A 15,082-nucleotide genomic window follows, 5' to 3' on the forward strand; every position below is an offset into this window, starting at 1 on the left:
TGCATCACCTGAAGATGAAACAGATCTATCACTGACAACAGCGCACAACAACAATACAAACAAAATATAATCGTTATTTTTATATATTACTATTTTATTTTGTATTTATTGAAGTGATTTTGCAATTTCAAATTGGGAGAGATGACCAAGGGAAAACCTTGCCTGCCACTCATCCATTTTAGCCACCAGAATCAGAGAAGCCTTGCCATTTTAGATGAAGAATAGGGCTCTGAAAAATTGGCTACCTGACATTCAGGCAAAAAAAAACCGGCCCCCAAGGACCGGCTTTTTTTTCAGATGAAATGGCTTAGGCAGCCAGATCAGCCTCTTCGTGAGCAACCGGGCGCGGACCGCTGTCCTGACCCTTCGCATTCACGTCACGATCGATCAGCTCGATCACAGCCATGTCAGCCGCATCGCCATAACGAACGCCAGCCTTCAGAACGCGCGTGTAACCGCCCGTACGAGCCTTGTAGCGATCGGCGACAGCCGAGAACAGCTTGCTGACGATCGCATCATCACGCAGCTGGGCATAAGCCTGACGACGAGCATGCAGATCACCGCGCTTACCGAGCGTGATCAGCTTCTCAACAACCGGGCGAAGTTCTTTCGCCTTCGGCAGAGTCGTCGTGATCTGTTCGTGCTTGATAAGAGCGACCGCCATGTTGCGGAACATCGCTGCACGATGGGTGGAGGTAACGCCGAGCTTCCGACCGGCAACACCATGACGCATTGTTAAGTCTCCTGTTGTCGCGGATCAGAAGGGCTCGTCGAGCCGCTTCGCCAGATCCTCAATATTCTCCGGCGGCCACGCCGGAACATTCATACCAAGTGAAAGTCCCATGGTGGTGAGGACTTCCTTGATCTCGTTCAGTGATTTACGACCGAAGTTCGGCGTACGGAGCATTTCCTGCTCGGTCTTCTGAACCAGATCGCCAATATAGATGATGTTGTCGTTCTTCAGGCAGTTCGCCGAACGCACTGACAGCTCAAGCTCGTCAACCTTGCGCAGCAGGTTGCGGTTGAACGGCAGGTCATCCTGCGGCTCCGTCGTGACGACAGGACGCGGCTCATCGAAGTTGATGAACAGCTGCAGCTGATCCTGAAGAATACGCGCCGCCAGAGCGACAGCATCTTCAGGCGTCACGGCGCCATTCGTCTCAACAGTCAGCAGCAGACGGTCAAAGTCGGTCACCTGACCCACACGGGTCGGCTCAACCTTGTAAGACACGCGCTTCACCGGGGAGTAGATCGCATCGATGGGGATAAGCCCGATCGGTGCGTCTTCCGGACGGTTCGCCGCAGCCGGAACATAGCCTTTGCCGATGTTCACGGTGAATTCCATACCCAGCTTCTCACCCTCATCGAGGGTGCAGATGACCAGATCCGGATTCATGATCTCGATGCCGTGGCCCGTCTGGATCTGACCGGCCTTGACTTCGCCCGGTCCGGTCGCCGTGAGCACCATGCGCTTCGGGCCCTCGCCATGCATGCTGAGAGCGAGCTGCTTGATGTTCAGGACGATATCCGTAACGTCTTCACGCACACCCGGCACAGCCGAGAATTCATGCAGAACGCCGTCAATCTGGATCGCGGTGATCGCCGCGCCCTGAAGAGAAGAAAGAAGAACGCGACGCAGAGCATTCCCGAGCGTCATACCAAAGCCGCGTTCCAGCGGCTCGGCAACGATCGTCGCCACGCGAGACGGGACGGAGCCGGGTTCGACTTCCAGCTTCTCCGGCTTGATCAGTGATTGCCAGTTTTTCTGGAGCACCAAGGTCTCGGCCTTTCAATAAGGGGGCCGCAACAAGACGGCGGAAACCCCGACCGAAAGCCGGGGCAACTTCAATAAAGACCCCGCCCCGGAAAATGGCGAACCACTTTCCGGAACAGGAACCTCAATCAGACGCGACGACGCTTGCGCGGACGGCAGCCGTTGTGCGGCACAGGCGTCAGATCGCGAATCGAGGCGATCTGGAAGCCAACAGCCTGAAGAGCACGCAGAGCGCTCTCACGTCCCGAACCCGGACCCGACACTTCGATGTCCAGCGTTTCCATGCCGTGTTCGCGAGCCTTGCGGCCTGCATCTTCAGCAGCAACCTGTGCAGCATACGGTGTGGACTTACGCGAACCCTTGAAACCCTGCGCACCAGCGGAGGACCATGCGATGGCATTCCCCTGGGCGTCGGAAATCGTGATCATCGTGTTGTTGAACGTGGAGAGCACATGCGCCACGCCCGAGATAATGTTCTTGCGTTCTTTCTTGCGGATACGCGGTGCAGCGGCCTTCGCCATGTCTGTCGCCTTGCCTTTTCACTGTAAGGGCGGATTGAGCCCGCCCGGCAACTGCCGGCACAAAACCGGCAGATACCTGAATTTGTCTGATACGCCCGAAGGCGTATTGATTAACGCGCTACTTTCTTCTTACCAGCGATGGCAACAGCCTTACCCTTACGGGTACGCGCATTGGTATGCGTCCGCTGTCCATGCACAGGCAGGCCACGACGGTGGCGAAGGCCACGGTAGCAACCCAGATCCATGAGACGCTTGATGTTCATCGCAACTTCACGACGAAGGTCACCCTCGACACGATAGTCATTATCAATGGTCTCACGGATCTTCATGATCTCGTCGTCGCTCAGTTCGTTGACGCGCTTCGCGTCAGGCAAACCGAGGTTCTTGCAGATCTGCTGAGCTTTTGTCTGACCGATGCCGTAAATATACTGCAGTCCGATCACAACACGTTTGTTCGTTGGGATATTAACGCCGGCAATACGCGCCACGCTACACACTCCTAGTCCGCCCGACTGCGCGTCCGGCGTTGATTCGAATTAATTTGCCGCCCTTTTGATCGCCAGGCGACCATGCGGTCCAGAGCGCGCGCAATAGACCGGGCAGGCATGAAGAGTCAATCCAGATAGATCACTTTTGCGTGAGCTTCTCGACTTCAGCCATCGTTGAATCGATCTGCCCGCTCACTTCATCGATGGGCGCCATGCCATCAATGAACGCAACCATCACCTTGTCCTCATAATAAGGCAGGAGAGGAAGCGTCTCGTTTCTGTAGGCTGTCAGTCGGGATGCCACTGTCTCACGGTTGTCATCCGCCCGTCGCGTGAACTCATGCGAACCGCAGAGATCACATGTATCCGCCACCTGTGTCGGCTTGGACACGTCGTTATAGCTCGCGCCACATTTCGCACAGGAGAAACGACCGGCGATACGATCGGCCAGAGCGTCCTCATCCACTTCCAGCATCAGAACAACGTCAATCTTGCGGGAGAGGCGTGCGAGAACAACGTCCAGCGCCTCAGCCTGCGCCACCGTCCGCGGGAAACCATCAAGAATGAAGCCCTTGGCGCAGTCAGGCTGCTGAATACGGGATTCCAGCATGCTGACGATGATGGTGTCAGGAACAAGCTTTCCCTCATCCATCAGCGACTTTGCTTCACGGCCAACATCGGAGCCAGCCTTCACTTCAGCGCGCAGCATATCACCCGTTGAAATCTGGGCGATGCCGTAACGCGCCTCAAGCCGCTTGGACTGGGTTCCTTTACCCGCGCCCGGCGGACCAAGAAAAATAATATTCATTTGCGGACGATCCTCCGATTGGAACCGCTCTTTCGATTACGTTGGATCAGCCCCTGATACTGGTGCGCCACCAGATGAGACTGGATCTGGGTAACCGTATCGATTGTCACCGATACGATGATGATCAGGCTTGTACCACCAAAATAGAAAGGCACATTATAGCGACTGATCAGGATCTGAGGCAGCAGACAGACAGCAACAAGATACAGGGCGCCGATCGTCGTCAGACGGGTCAGAATTCCATCGAAATACGCCGCTGTTGATGCACCCGGGCGAATGCCAGGAATGAAGCCACTCTGCTTACGCAGGTTGTCGGCTGTTTCTTCCGGATTGAACGTGACCGCCGCATAAAAATAGGAAAAGAAAACGATCATCAGCGCATAGAACAGCATGTAGAGCGGCTGTCCCTGACCCAGTGATTGTCCGAGGAATGACAACCAGCCCGGCATCCCCTTTCCGTTCATGAAGCCCGCAATGGTGACGGGAATCAGCAGCACGGAAGAAGCAAAGATCGGAGGGATCACTCCAGCCGTATTGACCTTTAGCGGCATATGAGTCGATTCGCCGCCGAAAACGCGATTACCCATCTGGCGCTTGGGATACTGGATCACGACACGACGCTGCGCCTGCTCCATGAATACGATAAAGACGATCGTAAGTGCCGCCAGCACCAGAAACACCAGCACGAAGAACGGCGAGAGCGCGCCGGTATATCCAAGCTGAAACAATGTCGCCAAGGCATGCGGCAGATTTGCAACGATGCCGGCGAAGATAATCAGCGAGATACCGTTACCAACCCCACGGGACGTGATCTGTTCACCAAGCCACATCAGGAACATGGTCCCGCCAACCAGCGTGAAAACGCAGGAGACGAGAAAGAACAGTCCCGGATTAACGACTGCGGAGCCAGCTGACGAACTCATTCGCTCAAGCCCGACCGCAATGCCGTACGCCTGAAAGAACGCAATCGCGACCGTCAGGTAACGCGTATACTGGTTAAGTTTTTTCCGTCCATGCTCGCCCTCTTTCTTGAGAGCTTCCATCGAGGGAATGGCTGTCGACATCAACTGAATGATGATCGAAGCCGAGATGTAGGGCATGATGTTCAGGGCGAACACGGTCATGCGTCCAAGCGCGCCGCCCGTGAACATGTCGAACATGCCAAGAATGCCACCCTGATGCTGGGCCAGAAGCTGCCCCATCACCTTCGCGTCAATGCCCGGGACAGGGATATAGGTGCCCAGACGATAGACGATCAGGGCTCCCAGCGTGAACCAGATCCGCTTCTTGAGTTCCGTCGCCTTGGCGAAGGAACCCAGATTAAAATTGGCCGCGAGTTGCTCAGCCGCCGAGGCCATACGCCTGTCCTTTCACAAAAAACAGCGCCACCGCAAAGTGGGGCGCTGTCGTGGCAGACACCAACGCCTGCAAATCAAACTTACATAACCTAGAAGGCAGAATTGGTTCTGCCTTCAGAGTCATGTCAGGAAGCCGCGTTGGCTTCTTTCCGAGCTGCGGCGAGTGTCTTCACAGACCCGCCAGCTTTCTCGACTGCAGCAATAGCCGATGCGGACGCACCAGCAACTTCAACAGTCACCGCCCGGGAAATCTCACCGTCAGCAAGCAGACGGATACCGGCATATTTGCCCGTACCGACCAGACCAGCCTTACGAAGAGCTTCCTCATTGATCACTGATCCGGCTTCAAGCTTACCGTCAGCAATAGCCTTCTCAAGTGTACCAAGGTTCACCGGAGCATAGACCTTACGGAAGATATTCTTGAATCCCCGCTTCGGCATACGACGATACAGCGGAAGCTGACCACCTTCGAAGCCATTCAGGGAAACACCCTCACGAGCCTTCTGACCTTTTACACCCTTACCCGAGGTCTTGCCCTTACCAGAGCCGATACCACGTCCAAGGCGCTTCTTGCGATAACGAGAACCCTCGTTATCGCGGAGTTCATGAAGTTTCATTTCAATCCTCCACCTTCACCAGGTGGGCTACCTTGTTCAGCATACCCCGAATTGACGGTGTATCCTGCAGCTCGCGCGTGCGACCAATCTTGTTCAGACCCAGACCGACGAGCGTTGCCTGCTGACCTGGCTTGCGTCCGTTTCCGGACGCAATCTGTGTAACACGAACAGTTTTAGCCTCAGACATCTGCGCCCTCCGCTACCTGCTCGCGCTTGCCAAGAATATCAGAGACCTTCTTGCCACGACGGTTTGCAACCGCACGCGGGCTTGCACAACGCTCCAGCGCCGCGAACGTCGCCTTCACCATGTTATGCGGGTTACGCGTTCCAAGCGACTTGGCGACAACGTCGTTGATGCCAAGGCTTTCGAACACGGCGCGCATCGGGCCACCAGCGATGATCCCCGTTCCGGCTTCCGCCGAACGAAGAACCACCTTACCGGCACCGAAGTGACCGGCAACGTCATGATGCAGCGTACGACCTTCCTTCATGGGAACGCGGATCATGCCGCGTTTCGCCTTTTCAGTAGCCTTACGGATCGCCTCGGGAACTTCACGAGCCTTACCCGCTCCGTATCCAACGCGACCTTTCTGATCACCCACGACAACCAGTGCAGCAAAAGCAAAGCGACGACCGCCCTTAACCACTTTCGCAACACGATTGATCGTCACGAGCTTGTCGATCAGATCATCACCTTCACGGTCCTGACGCTGATCGCGGTCGCGACCACGACCACCTTCTCTCGGTTCACGTGCCATTACGCGCCCCTCCTCAGAACGAGAGACCGCCCTCGCGGGCAGCCTCCGCGAGCGCCTTGATGCGCCCATGATAGATATAGGAGCCGCGATCGAACACAACCTGCGTCACACCGGCGGCAACCGCACGCTGGGCAACAAGCTTGCCGATTGCCGCTGCGGCATCCCGGTTTGCTCCAGTCGCACCGCCCGTACGGAACTCTTTGTCCAGAGAGGATGCGGCGGCCACTGTAAGGCCGGCGGCATCGTCGATCACCTGGGCATAGATGTTCTTGCCTGAACGGAACACCGACAGGCGCGGACGCCCGCCGGCCTTGCGGCGGAGCTGGAAGCGAAGGCGCTTGCGCCGCCGTTCCCGCAATTCCTGCTGAGTGCTCATTACTTCTTCTTGCCTTCCTTGCGACGAATGGTCTCGGTCTCATAACGCACGCCCTTGCCCTTGTAGGGCTCCGGCTTACGGAAGTTGCGAATATCGAGCGCAACCTGACCAACACGCTGCTTGTCAATGCCTTCGACGACCACGGCTGTCGGACGCGGCGTCGTGATCTTGATTCCCTGAGGAATCGGATACACGACGTCATGAGAGTAGCCGAGGTTCATCACAAGATTGGATCCCTGCACAGCAGCACGGAAACCCGTTCCTGTAATTTCAAGTGTCTTCGAATAGCCTTCGGAAACACCCTTGACCATGGAAGCGACGAGAGCACGGGTCGTGCCCCACATCATCCGGGCCTGGGCCAGAGAACCGAGAGGCTTGACCGCAACCTTACCCTCGTCGACCGTCGTCTCAACCAGAGGAGACAATGGAAGCTTAAGCTCGCCGAGTTTACCTTTAGCCGTCAGAATGCCAGCGTTGATACTGACAGTCACTCCGGCAGGAACCTCAACGGGATATTTGCCTACGCGTGACATCTATCCCTCCTCAGAATACGCGGCAGAGAACTTCGCCGCCAACATTGGCGGCGCGAGCCTCTGCATCGGAGAGAACACCACGCGGCGTCGAAAGGATCGACACACCGAGGCCAGCATAGACACGCGGCAATTCCTTGATCTTGGAATAGACGCNNAACGCGGGGGGGGCCCCCCCCCCCCCTTTCCCCCCCCCCCCCCGGGCCGGGGGGGTCCCCCCCCCCCGTTTTCCCCCTTCCCCCCCGGGGGGGGGAAAGCCCCCCCCCCGGGGGGGGGGGGGGGGGAGCCTCTGCATCGGAGAGAACACCACGCGGCGTCGAAAGGATCGACACACCGAGGCCAGCATAGACACGCGGCAATTCCTTGATCTTGGAATAGACGCGACGTCCTGGACGCGACACACGGTGGATCTCTTTGATCACCGGCTCGCCTTCCGAATATTTCAGCTCGATACGGATCTGGGAAATACCCTTACGGATTTCCTCAACCGCGAAGCCACGAATGTAGCCTTCACGCTTCAGAGCCTCAAGCACGCTGGCGCGCAGCCGTGATGCCGGCGCAACACACGCGGCATGACGAGCGCGCTGTGCGTTACGGATACGGGTGAGCATATCACCCAAGGGATCAGAAAGTGACATTGCCGCCCCTTACCAGCTCGCCTTGACCACGCCCGGGATCTGGCCATTCGAAGCCAAGTCACGCAGCGCAATACGGCACAGCTCAAACTTACGGTAGTTACCGCGCGAACGGCCTGTCAGCTTGCAGCGCAGACGCACACGAACGCGGGAACCATTCCGGGGAAGCTCGGAAAGCTTAAGGGAAGCCTCAAAGCGATCTTCCATAGGAAGGGTGCGATCCATCACGATATTTTTAAGCGCCAGCCGCTTCGCCTTATCGCGCTGAGCCATATAGGCGCGCTTGGCGTTACGGTTGACGGCGGAAATCTTGGCCATGCCTGATTTACCCTCCGGAACCTGCCGGACCATTCCAGCGGTTTTCCAAAACCTTACATACTACCTGACGTCAACAGAGTTGCCGTCAGGCTAAAACACCCTGAGGCCCGCAAAGGCCACAGGGAACGATCAAGCCGTGTTGGCTCACCCCATAAAGGGAAGATCAAAAGCTTTCAAGAGCGCCTTTGCCTCGGCATCCGTCTTCGCCGTTGTCACGAAGATGATGTCCATGCCACGAACCTGGTCAACCTTGTCGTATTCGATCTCCGGGAAGATCAGCTGTTCTTTCAGCCCCAGAGCAAAGTTGCCACGTCCGTCAAAGCCCTTGTTCGCAGGCAGACCACGGAAGTCACGAATACGAGGCATCGCAATCGTCACCAGACGATCAAGAAACTCATACATCCGTGCGCGACGCAGGGTCACCTTGCAGCCGATGGGAAGACCTTCACGGATCTTGAAACCCGCGATTGCTTTTTTCGCCACTGTCTTGACCGGACGCTGACCAGCGATCAGCATCATTTCATTCAGGGCAGCGTCAAGCTTCTTCTGATCACCAGCAGCTTCGCCCACGCCCATGTTGAGAACGATCTTCTCAAGGCGGGGAACCTGCATGACATTCTTGTAGCCGAACTGCTCACGCAGCTTGCCGGCCAGCTCAGCTTCATATCGTGCCTTGAGGCGAGGGACGACGTGCGTATTTTCGGTAGCCATCAGTCCCTCCTCAGCCTTCGATCACTTCGCCGGTCGCCTTGGCGACTCGAACTTTGCGACCATCATCAAGAACACGGAAACCAACCTTGGTCGGCTTGCCGCTCTTCGGATCGATCAGAGCAAGGTTGGAGAGATTCACCGGCGCTTCGCGCTCGATGATACCACCTTCCTCACCCATGCGCGTTGCGCGCTTGTGGCGCTTTGCAACCGCAACGCCACGGACAACAGCCTTGTTCTCGACCGGCAGAACCGAGAGAACTTCACCGCGAACGCCCTTGGAAGACCCGGTCGTTACAACGACGGTGTCACCCTTTTTGATACGAGCAGCCATTACAGCACCTCCGGCGCCAGCGAGATGATCTTCATGAACTTGCGCGCACGCAGCTCACGGACAACCGGGCCAAAGATACGCGTACCGATCGGCTCCTGCTGCTTGTTGATCAGCACAGCCGCGTTGCGGTCGAAGCGAATCGCACTGCCGTCTGCACGACGCACCGGGTAGGACGTCCGAACGATAACGGCCTGATGGACGTCACCCTTCTTCACCTTGCCACGGGGAATCGCTTCCTTGACGGAAACGACGATCACGTCGCCGACCGAGGCAGACTTCCGTTTGGAACCGCCCAGCACCTTGATGCACTGCACCTGACGCGCGCCTGAATTATCGGCGACCTCGAGGTTGGTCTCGGGATGGATCATTTACCTTATACCCCTGTTACGCAGCGTTCCCGGACGCAGCACCACCAACGACTTCGCCGTTGCGTGAGATGACCGTCCAGGTCTTGCGCTTGGAAATCGGCGTGCATTCTTCGATGCGAACCGCGTCTCCAATCTTGCATACGTTAAGTTCATCATGCGCCGCATACTTCTTAGAGCGACGAATGAACTTCTTATAAAGCGGGTGCATGATACGACGATCGACAAGAACGGTAATCGTCTTGTCCATCTTGTCGCTGGTCACACGCCCGCTGAGAATGCGCTTAGGCATTAGCCGCTCCCTCAGGAATTGGCCGCAGCACCAGCCGCGGCAGTCTTCTTCGCAGCCTGAGCTACGATCGTCTTGATACGGGCAATGTCACGGCGAACAACACGCACGCGGCTTGCCCCTTCATTCTGACCGGTGGCCTGCTGGAACCGAAGATTGAACTGCTCGCGCTTCAGATCGAGAAGAAGCGCCTGCAACTCATCAACGGATTTCACACGCAGATCAGCCGGCTTGAGTGCCTTGCTCATCTTATGCCTCTCCGATTCGGGTCACGAACTTCGTCTTGATCGGAAGTTTCGCAGCACCAAGAGCGAGCGCCTCACGCGCCACTTCTGGTGGAACCCCCTCGATCTCGAACAGGATACGACCCGGTCTAACACGGGCCACCCAGTATTCCGGAGATCCCTTGCCGGAGCCCATACGCACTTCGGCAGGCTTTGTCGAGACCGGAAGATCCGGAAAGATACGAATCCACACGCGACCAGCACGTTTCATCGCACGGGTGATCGCACGACGGGACGCCTCGATCTGGCGTGCCGTGATACGCTCCGGCTCAAGAGCCTTGAGACCGAACGCGCCGAAATTCAGCTGCGTGCCGCTCTTGGCCAAGCCATGAATGCGGCCCTTGTGGGCCTTGCGGAATTTAGTCCGCTTTGGAGAAAGCATTGTTCTCTATCCCTCAGCGCTGCGGCGCCTGCTCAGCGGCGCGACGATCCTGGGCCATCGGGTCCTGGGCAAGGATCTCACCTTTGAAGATCCAAACCTTCACACCGCAGGTGCCGTAGGTCGTTTTCGCTGTTGCAGTTCCATAATCAATGTCGGCACGAAGTGTATGCAGCGGCACACGACCTTCACGATACCACTCGATACGAGCGATTTCAGCGCCACCAAGACGACCCGAGCAGTTGATTCGGATACCTTGGGCGCCGAGACGCATGGCCGACTGAACCGCACGTTTCATGGCGCGACGGAATGCCACGCGACGCTCGAGCTGCTGAGCAATGTTCTCGGCCACCAGTGTCGCATCGATTTCCGGCTTGCGGATTTCGACAATGTTCAGCGCGACTTCCGTGCCAGCCATCTTCGTCAGCTCCTTGCGGAGTGCGTCGATGTCCTGACCCTTCTTGCCGATGACAACGCCCGGACGCGCAGCATAGATCGTCACACGCGGCTTCTTTGCCGGACGCTCGATGACCACGCGGGAAACACCCGCACCAGCCAGCTTGCGACGCAGGAAAGCGCGCAGTTTCAGATCTGCATGCAGCAGCCGGGAATAGTCAGCATCTGCATACCAGCGGCTGTCCCAGGTGCGGTTGATACCGAGCCGAAGCCCGATCGGATTGACTTTATGTCCCATCGTCAGGCCGCCTTCTCTTCCGTCTTTGCCTCAGGCTCGGGCGCACGCTCGGCCACGACAATCTTCAGGTGACTGAAGAATTTCTCGACGCGAGCGGAACGACCACGACCACGTGCATGGAAGCGACGCATCACGATCGACTTGCCCACATCGGCTGTCTTCACAACCAGCTGGTCAACGTCCAGCTGATGATTGTTCTCGGCGTTCGCAATCGCGCTCTCAAGTGTCTTCTTCACGTCCTGAGCGATACGACGCTTGGAGAACGTGAGGGTCGCCACTGCCTGAGCAGCCGGCTTGTTGCGGATCAGACCGGCAACAAGACCAAGCTTGCGGGGGCTCACGCGGATATTCCGCGTGATTGCCTGTGCTTCGTTCTCAGCCAGAACGCGAGGATGCTTGGATTTGCTCATCTCAGCCTCGCTTCGACTTCTTGTCCGCACCGTGACCATGGAAGGTACGGGTCGGAGAGAATTCGCCAAACTTGTGGCCAACCATGTTTTCAGTCACCTGAACCGGGAGGAACTTGTGACCGTTATAAACACCAAACGTCAGACCAACGAACTGCGGAAGGATCGTGGAACGACGTGACCAGATCTTGATCACCTCGTTACGACCCGACGCGCGTGACGCCTCGGCCTTGTTCAGCAGATACCCGTCTACGAACGGGCCTTTCCAGACGGAACGTGCCATCTCTTATTGCCCCTTACTTGCCGGTCTTCCGGCGACGGATGATCAGACTGTCCGTACGCTTGTTGACCCGTGTCTTGTAACCCTTGGTCGGCTTGCCCCACGGCGTAACCGGATGACGGCCACCCGAGGTCCGGCCTTCACCACCACCATGCGGATGGTCGACCGGGTTCATGACAACGCCTCGGTTGTGCGGACGGCGACCGAGCCAGCGCATACGGCCAGCCTTGCCCATGTGCTGGTTCATGTTGTCCGGATTGGACACCGCACCAACCGTTGCGAAGCATTCACCACGCACAACGCGAAGTTCACCGGACTGCAGGCGGATCTGGGCGTAGCCAGAGTCCTTGCCGACCAGCTGGGCATAGGTGCCAGCCGAACGAGCCATCTTGCCGCCAGCGCCCTGCTTCAGCTCAATGTTATGCACGATCGTTCCGACGGGGATCGAAGCCAGCGGCATAGCATTGCCCGGCTTGATATCAACGCGGGTACCCGCGATGACCTGATCACCAACCTTCAGACGCTGCGGGGCCAGAATGTAGGCCAGTTCGCCGTCTTCGTACTTGATCAGCGCGATGAACGCCGTACGGTTCGGGTCATATTCCAGACGCTCAACGGTGCCCAGCACGTCCAGCTTGCGACGCTTGAAGTCGACATAGCGATAGGACTGCTTGTGACCGCCGCCACGAAAACGCGACGTCGTGCGACCATGATTGTTACGACCGCCGGACTTGTTCTTGCCCTCGGTCAGCTGCTTGACCGGCTTACCCTTCCACAGGTCAGCCCGGTCCACCAGTACCGTGCCACGAAGGCTCGGCGTGACGGGATTAAAGTGCTTCAATGCCATGTGTAGATACCCCGCGTCACGCCAGCTTGGCGGTCAGGTCAATCGACTGACCCTCCGCCAGCTGTACGAACGCCTTCTTGATATCGGAGCGCTGTCCGGGACGACCCTTGAAACGCTTCGTCTTGCCCTTCTGAACCAGCGTGCAAACGCTGACGACCTTGACGCCGAAAAGAGTCTCAACCGCGACCTTGATCTCAGGCTTGGTGGCCGAGGAGGCGACCTTGAAGGCCACCTGATTCTTCTCGGACATCGCCGTCGCCTTTTCGGTGATCAGCGGCGCACGAACGATGTCGTAGAGCGCTTCGCGCGACATCTTTTCCGCCTTCTTGCGGATCGCAAGCACGTTTGTCATGCCAGTCGCTCCTTGAGGGCTTCAACGCCAGCGCGGGTGACCGCAAGGACGTCGTGGTTGAGAATGTCATAGACGTTCGCGCCGATGGTCGGCAGGACGTCAATCTTCGGCAGATTGCGGGCGGCGCGAACGAAACCTTCGTTCACTGTGCCGTCCACGATCAGAGCGGATGTCAGACCCAGAGCCTTCAGCTTCACAGCCAGCTCAGCAGTCTTCGTCACGCCATCAGCTGCATCGAGAACGATCAGCTTGCCGTCTTTCGCCTTCTGGGAAAGAGCGGAGATCAGACCGAGACGACGCACCTTCTTGGGAAGATCATAGCCATGATCGCGAACAACCGGACCATGAACCGCACCACCGGTACGATACTGCGGCGCGCGCAGCGAGCCCTGACGGGCAGAGCCGGTGCCTTTCTGGCGGTACGGCTTCTTCGTCGTGCCGGAGACCTCGCCCATGCCCTTCACCTTGTGGGTGCCGGCGCGGCGCTTGGCCAGCTGCCAGTGAACCACACGCGCCATGATGTCGGCACGCGGCGCAACAGCGAAAATCTCGTCCGGAAGCGTGGCTGTGCCGGCGCTGCCGTTATCGAGGGTTTTGATATCGAGTTCCATCGTCCTCAGCCCTCCGCCGTCGCAACGGCTGCCGGATACGGCGCCTCTGCATGAAGGGCCTTCTTGATCGCGTCACGGACCATGACCAGTCCGTTCTTCGCGCCCGGGATGGAACCACGAATCATGACCAGATTCTTCTCCGGATCGACCGCAGCCACTTCCAGGTTCAATGTCGTCACGCGCTCATCACCAAGGTGACCAGCCATCTTCTTGTTCTTGAAGGTCTTGCCGGGATCCTGACGGTTACCGGTAGAACCATGTGAACGGTGAGAGATGGACACACCGTGAGAAGCTTCGAGACCGGCGAAGTTCCAGCGCTTCATGGCGCCAGCAAATCCCTTACCCTTGCTCGTGCCGGTGACATCCACCTTCTGACCAACCACGAAGTGGGAGGCGAGGATACGGGTGCCTGGCTCGAGAACGGCGTCGGCAGCAACGCGAAATTCGCGCACAGCCTTCTTCGGCTCGACCTTCACGCGGGCATAATGGCCGCGGTTCGGCTTCGTGACATTCTTCACCTTGGCCTTGCCAAGACCGAGCTGCACAGCGGTGTAACCGTCGCGCTCTTCGGTACGGGCATCAACCACCTGCAAATCATCGAGATGCAGAACAGTGACGGGCACATGAGTGCCATCTTCCTTAAACAGCCGGGTCATACCCAGCTTTCTTGCGATCAATCCGGTACGCATCGTCTGGACCTTAGAGTTTGATCTCGACATCAACGCCAGCGGCGAGGTCGAGCTTCATGAGGGCGTCCACGGTCTGCGGGGTCGGCTCGACAATGTCGAGCAGCCTGCGGTGAGTCCGAATTTCGAACTGTTCGCGGCTTTTCTTATCCACGTGGGGTGAGCGGTTCACAGTGAACCGTTCGATATGCGTCGGCAGCGGGATAGGACCCCGAACCCGCGCACCCGTACGCTTCGCCGTGTTGACGATCTCTTTCGTGCTGTTGTCGAGCACGCGATGATCGTACGCCTTTAGGCGAATGCGGATGTTCTGGTTGTCCATCGTCTTGTTTCAGTCCAACTTTCTAATCCGGTCAGGGTCTGCCCGGGATATCCCACCGCCAAGTAAGACCCCGGCCGGATCACTCCGACCGGGGACACTCAGTTCAGGGCCCACCCAATCAAGGGCTATGGGGCACCTGCCCCGTCTTACTCAGTGATCGAAGCGACCACGCCTGCACCAACCGTGCGGCCACCTTCGCGGATAGCGAAACGGAGACCTTCATCCATGGCGATCGGAGCAATCAGCTCGACATCCATAGCGATGTTGTCGCCCGGCATGACCATTTCCGTGCCTTCCGGCAGGTGAACAACGCCAGTGACGTCGGTCGTGCGGAAGTAGAA

26 protein-coding genes and 3 pseudogenes are annotated in these 15,082 nt (G+C 57.6%); all 29 read right to left on the reverse strand.

From position 1 onward, the window contains the following. Positions 1 to 307: 307 nt before the first annotated feature. The gene (rplQ, locus tag B3759_RS14265; protein ID WP_010669147.1) at positions 308 to 733 is read right to left on the reverse strand and encodes a 50S ribosomal protein L17; all 426 of its coding nucleotides are present in this window, start codon (positions 731 to 733) and stop codon (positions 308 to 310) included. A gap of 24 nt (positions 734 to 757) precedes the next feature. Further along, the gene (locus B3759_RS14270; RefSeq protein ID WP_026200130.1) at positions 758 to 1,777 is read right to left on the reverse strand and encodes a DNA-directed RNA polymerase subunit alpha; all 1,020 of its coding nucleotides are present in this window, start codon (positions 1,775 to 1,777) and stop codon (positions 758 to 760) included. 125 nt (positions 1,778 to 1,902) lie between these two features. Next, complete coding sequence (gene rpsK, locus B3759_RS14275; protein WP_010666031.1) at positions 1,903 to 2,295, reverse strand: 30S ribosomal protein S11; 393 nt, start codon at positions 2,293 to 2,295, stop codon at positions 1,903 to 1,905. Positions 2,296 to 2,405: 110 nt separating this feature from the next. Further along, the gene (rpsM, locus tag B3759_RS14280) at positions 2,406 to 2,783 is read right to left on the reverse strand and encodes a 30S ribosomal protein S13 (protein WP_010666032.1); all 378 of its coding nucleotides are present in this window, start codon (positions 2,781 to 2,783) and stop codon (positions 2,406 to 2,408) included. Between the two features lie 139 nt (positions 2,784 to 2,922). Then, positions 2,923 to 3,591 carry an adenylate kinase gene (locus B3759_RS14285; protein ID WP_291366845.1) on the reverse strand — a complete coding sequence of 223 codons (669 nt, stop codon included), beginning with the start codon at positions 3,589 to 3,591 and terminating at the stop codon, positions 2,923 to 2,925. Continuing rightward, complete coding sequence (gene secY, locus B3759_RS14290) at positions 3,588 to 4,949, reverse strand: preprotein translocase subunit SecY (RefSeq protein WP_010666034.1); 1,362 nt, start codon at positions 4,947 to 4,949, stop codon at positions 3,588 to 3,590. The genes B3759_RS14285 and secY overlap by 4 nt, the downstream gene beginning before the upstream one ends. Before the next feature lie 125 nt (positions 4,950 to 5,074). Then, on the reverse strand, positions 5,075 to 5,566 hold the full coding sequence (gene rplO, locus B3759_RS14295; RefSeq protein ID WP_291366848.1) for a 50S ribosomal protein L15: 492 nt from the start codon (positions 5,564 to 5,566) through the stop codon (positions 5,075 to 5,077). A 1-nt stretch (position 5,567) separates the two neighbouring features. Next, on the reverse strand, positions 5,568 to 5,753 hold the full coding sequence (gene rpmD / locus B3759_RS14300; RefSeq protein ID WP_010666037.1) for a 50S ribosomal protein L30: 186 nt from the start codon (positions 5,751 to 5,753) through the stop codon (positions 5,568 to 5,570). Beyond that, on the reverse strand, positions 5,746 to 6,324 hold the full coding sequence (gene rpsE / locus B3759_RS14305) for a 30S ribosomal protein S5 (protein ID WP_010666038.1): 579 nt from the start codon (positions 6,322 to 6,324) through the stop codon (positions 5,746 to 5,748). The genes rpmD and rpsE overlap by 8 nt, the downstream gene beginning before the upstream one ends. A gap of 13 nt (positions 6,325 to 6,337) precedes the next feature. Further along, positions 6,338 to 6,700 (reverse strand): 50S ribosomal protein L18, encoded by a 363-nt coding sequence (gene rplR, locus B3759_RS14310; RefSeq protein ID WP_010666039.1) that lies wholly within the window; start codon positions 6,698 to 6,700, stop codon positions 6,338 to 6,340. Next, positions 6,700 to 7,233 (reverse strand): 50S ribosomal protein L6, encoded by a 534-nt coding sequence (gene rplF, locus B3759_RS14315; protein ID WP_010666040.1) that lies wholly within the window; start codon positions 7,231 to 7,233, stop codon positions 6,700 to 6,702. Before rplF ends, rplR begins: the two co-directional genes overlap by 1 nt. A gap of 10 nt (positions 7,234 to 7,243) precedes the next feature. Further along, a pseudogene (gene rpsH / locus B3759_RS14320) lies at positions 7,244 to 7,396 on the reverse strand (30S ribosomal protein S8); the annotation flags it as partial. A gap of 118 nt (positions 7,397 to 7,514) precedes the next feature. Next, positions 7,515 to 7,868, reverse strand: a pseudogene (rpsH, locus tag B3759_RS14325) (30S ribosomal protein S8); the annotation flags it as partial. 9 nt (positions 7,869 to 7,877) lie between these two features. Continuing rightward, positions 7,878 to 8,183: a 30S ribosomal protein S14 gene (rpsN, locus tag B3759_RS14330; protein ID WP_010666042.1), complete on the reverse strand. Its 306-nt coding sequence runs from the start codon at positions 8,181 to 8,183 to the stop codon at positions 7,878 to 7,880. Between the two features lie 144 nt (positions 8,184 to 8,327). Further along, a complete protein-coding gene (gene rplE / locus B3759_RS14335) occupies positions 8,328 to 8,894 on the reverse strand; it encodes a 50S ribosomal protein L5 (protein ID WP_010666043.1) in 567 nt (188 codons plus the stop codon). A gap of 10 nt (positions 8,895 to 8,904) precedes the next feature. Further along, positions 8,905 to 9,225 carry a 50S ribosomal protein L24 gene (gene rplX / locus B3759_RS14340; RefSeq protein WP_010666044.1) on the reverse strand — a complete coding sequence of 107 codons (321 nt, stop codon included), beginning with the start codon at positions 9,223 to 9,225 and terminating at the stop codon, positions 8,905 to 8,907. Further along, positions 9,225 to 9,593: a 50S ribosomal protein L14 gene (rplN, locus tag B3759_RS14345; protein WP_010666045.1), complete on the reverse strand. Its 369-nt coding sequence runs from the start codon at positions 9,591 to 9,593 to the stop codon at positions 9,225 to 9,227. Before rplN ends, rplX begins: the two co-directional genes overlap by 1 nt. A 16-nt stretch (positions 9,594 to 9,609) precedes the next feature. Further along, a complete protein-coding gene (rpsQ, locus tag B3759_RS14350) occupies positions 9,610 to 9,882 on the reverse strand; it encodes a 30S ribosomal protein S17 (protein ID WP_099347534.1) in 273 nt (90 codons plus the stop codon). Positions 9,883 to 9,893: 11 nt separating this feature from the next. Then, positions 9,894 to 10,127, reverse strand: coding sequence for a 50S ribosomal protein L29 (gene rpmC / locus B3759_RS14355; protein ID WP_010666047.1), 234 nt, complete (start codon positions 10,125 to 10,127; stop codon positions 9,894 to 9,896). Position 10,128: 1 nt separating this feature from the next. Next, complete coding sequence (rplP, locus tag B3759_RS14360; protein ID WP_010666048.1) at positions 10,129 to 10,545, reverse strand: 50S ribosomal protein L16; 417 nt, start codon at positions 10,543 to 10,545, stop codon at positions 10,129 to 10,131. A 13-nt stretch (positions 10,546 to 10,558) separates the two neighbouring features. After that, positions 10,559 to 11,236, reverse strand: a complete 678-nt coding sequence (gene rpsC, locus B3759_RS14365) for a 30S ribosomal protein S3 (RefSeq protein ID WP_010666049.1) — start codon at positions 11,234 to 11,236, stop codon at positions 10,559 to 10,561. 2 nt (positions 11,237 to 11,238) lie between these two features. Continuing rightward, on the reverse strand, positions 11,239 to 11,646 hold the full coding sequence (gene rplV / locus B3759_RS14370) for a 50S ribosomal protein L22 (RefSeq protein ID WP_010666050.1): 408 nt from the start codon (positions 11,644 to 11,646) through the stop codon (positions 11,239 to 11,241). Between the two features lies 1 nt (position 11,647). Then, positions 11,648 to 11,926: a 30S ribosomal protein S19 gene (rpsS, locus tag B3759_RS14375; protein WP_010666051.1), complete on the reverse strand. Its 279-nt coding sequence runs from the start codon at positions 11,924 to 11,926 to the stop codon at positions 11,648 to 11,650. A gap of 13 nt (positions 11,927 to 11,939) precedes the next feature. Next, positions 11,940 to 12,770: a 50S ribosomal protein L2 gene (rplB, locus tag B3759_RS14380; protein ID WP_010666052.1), complete on the reverse strand. Its 831-nt coding sequence runs from the start codon at positions 12,768 to 12,770 to the stop codon at positions 11,940 to 11,942. 16 nt (positions 12,771 to 12,786) lie between these two features. Further along, complete coding sequence (locus tag B3759_RS14385; RefSeq protein ID WP_180952759.1) at positions 12,787 to 13,083, reverse strand: 50S ribosomal protein L23; 297 nt, start codon at positions 13,081 to 13,083, stop codon at positions 12,787 to 12,789. Between the two features lie 35 nt (positions 13,084 to 13,118). Next, positions 13,119 to 13,733, reverse strand: coding sequence for a 50S ribosomal protein L4 (gene rplD, locus B3759_RS14390; protein ID WP_010666054.1), 615 nt, complete (start codon positions 13,731 to 13,733; stop codon positions 13,119 to 13,121). A 5-nt stretch (positions 13,734 to 13,738) separates the two neighbouring features. Beyond that, on the reverse strand, positions 13,739 to 14,422 hold the full coding sequence (rplC, locus tag B3759_RS14395) for a 50S ribosomal protein L3 (RefSeq protein ID WP_291366858.1): 684 nt from the start codon (positions 14,420 to 14,422) through the stop codon (positions 13,739 to 13,741). Positions 14,423 to 14,432: 10 nt separating this feature from the next. Then, positions 14,433 to 14,741, reverse strand: coding sequence for a 30S ribosomal protein S10 (gene rpsJ / locus B3759_RS14400; protein WP_007282720.1), 309 nt, complete (start codon positions 14,739 to 14,741; stop codon positions 14,433 to 14,435). Between the two features lie 146 nt (positions 14,742 to 14,887). Further along, positions 14,888 to 15,082: pseudogene (gene tuf, locus B3759_RS14405) on the reverse strand (elongation factor Tu); the annotation flags it as partial.

This window comes from Acetobacter sp. UBA5411 (assembly GCF_002409645.1).
GTDB lineage: Bacteria > Pseudomonadota > Alphaproteobacteria > Acetobacterales > Acetobacteraceae > Acetobacter.